The organism is Niastella sp. (genome assembly GCF_045805085.1).
Classification (GTDB): domain Bacteria; phylum Bacteroidota; class Bacteroidia; order Chitinophagales; family Chitinophagaceae; genus Niastella.
Genome location: NZ_JBJMLX010000237.1, coordinates 1 through 2349, shown reverse-complemented (window position 1 = coordinate 2349; position 2349 = coordinate 1). Strand labels below are relative to the sequence as shown.

Here is a 2349-nt window from a genome sequence, read left to right as displayed (position 1 = left end):
TACAGCCAGTTAAAACAACTGGAAGAAGATAAGATGGTGAAAGAGCAGGATCTGGAAAAACGCCAGCGTGATCTGCGGATGTTACAGGAACAACACGAAAGAACCAGGGAACAGATCTTACAAACACAGGGCGAACTGGAAGGTTTACGCCAGAAGTTAGCCGAAGAAGGCAGAAAGCTCGACGCTAAAAAGAACGAGCACGATCTGTTGAAAAGCCTTATCGACTCAATGGAAGGCTATCCTGAAAGTGTGAAGTTCCTGCATAATAATAAGGGCTGGAACCATGCCGCCCCCATTTTATCAGATATTATTTATGTAAAGGAAGAGTTTCGCGCTGCCGTTGAAAACGTGCTGGAACCTTACCTGAACTATTACGTAGTGAACAACCTGCAGGAAGGCTTACAGGCCGTTCACCTGCTGGATAATAACAAAAAAGGAAAGGCAAACTTCTTCCTGCTCGATAAATTAAACGAGCATAAGAACGATAACGGTCATGCACCTGCCAACACCATTGCTGCAATGGATGTAATTGAGGTAGATGCACAATACCGCCAGCTGGCCGAATACTTACTGGGCAATGTATTTATCGCCGAAAGCGATGATGCACTGGCTACCAGCAATGGGTCGGTGGTGCTGGAAAAAACCGGTAAATACGTAAAAGGTAAATTCTCCTTAACCGGTGGTAGCGTTGGTTTGTTTGAAGGCAAAAAGATCGGTCGTGCCAAGAACCTGGAAAAATTACACGAAGAGATAGTATCGCTGGAAGGTGTTGTGCAGGGCCTGAAAGATGGCATTCAACAAAAGCACAACGAGGTGATCGGCTACAACGAGCAGTTGAAAGATACCGTCATCAAACAGACGCAACAGGACATCAATACATTGACCAACCAGGTGTTCTCTCTGGAGAATAAAATGGAAAACCTGCACGGGTCGCAAAGTTCTTCCCAAAACAGACTGGAAGAACTGCAAATGAACCTGGAGGAAACCACTTCTTCTATTTCCGGCACCCGCCAGCAATGGATGGAGCTGGTGAATCAGTTGCAGGAACTGGGCGAACAACTGGCAAGTGTAGAAAATGAATACAAAAGAGCCGAAAGCGAGTATACCAATGCGCAAACGGTGTTCAATGAATACAACCTGCAGTTAACACGTCAAACCAGTAAGATCAACTCATTGACCCAGGAACTACAGTTCAAGAGCAAACAGCTGGTTGAGCTGCAGAATCAGGTGGAAACCAATGCATCGCAGTTAAAGCAAACGTTGGAGAACATTACCGGAAGTTCAGAACAACTGACTACAGCCGAAAATGGGCTGGTTGACATGATGCGCCGCAAAGAAGAAGAAGAGAAAAAGCTGAACGAAGCCGACCAGGCTTATTACAACATGCGTAATGCCCTGGGTGAAAAAGAAAGCGAGCTGCGTCATAAAATAAAAGAAAGAGAGCAAACCGAGCATTTGCTGGCTGAAATAAAAGACAAGCTGAATGAACTGAAACTTCAGCTGGCGGGAATGAAAGAGCGGTTGAATGTGGAGTTCAAGATCAACCTGGATGATATTCTGGATCAACCCCGTACAGGCGAAACGCCTGTAGAGGAGTTGCAGGAGAAAGGCGACCGGATGAAAAAACGGTTGGAGAACCTGGGTGAAGTGAACCCCACCGCCATCGAAGCCTTCACGGAAATGAAGAAACGCTATGAGTTCATTCTGGAGCAAAAGAACGACCTGGTATCGGCCAAAGACAGCCTGTTACAAACCATACAGGAAGTAGAAGCAACCGCCAACCAGCAGTTCCTCGATACCTTCAACAAGGTGCGCGAGAACTTCCAGAAGGTGTTCAAGGCATTGTTCACCGAAGATGATTCGGCTGATATGATCCTGGAGAACCCCGAGAACCTGGCAGAAACCAGCATCGACATTGTGGCCAAGCCTAAAGGTAAACGTCCGTCGTCGATCACGCAGCTGAGTGGTGGTGAGAAAACATTAACGGCGACGGCCCTGTTGTTTGCGATCTACCTGATTAAGCCGGCGCCGTTCTGTATCCTCGATGAGGTGGATGCGCCGCTCGATGATGCCAACGTAGGTAAGTTCACTCAAATGATCCGTAAGTTTAGCCAGGAGAGCCAGTTCATCATTGTAACGCACAACAAGCAAACGATGAGTGCGGTGGATGTGATCTATGGGGTAACCATGCAGGAACCAGGGGTGAGCAAACTCGTTCCGGTTGACTTCCGGAACCTGAATTAACACGAGGTTTAATGATTAGATATAAATAACCCTTCGGTTAGCCGGAGGGTTTTTTGTTTTAGGGTACTCACCGCCGTTTTAAAGAAATAATTCGACATCAGTCGC

The 2349-nt window shown here is 46.9% G+C and carries 1 pseudogene; it reads left to right on the top strand.

Annotated elements, in window-relative coordinates:
- Nucleotides 1–2244 (top strand): annotated as a pseudogene (locus ACJ751_RS12075) (chromosome segregation protein SMC); the annotation flags it as partial.
- Between the last annotated feature and the right edge of the window lie 105 nt (nucleotides 2245–2349).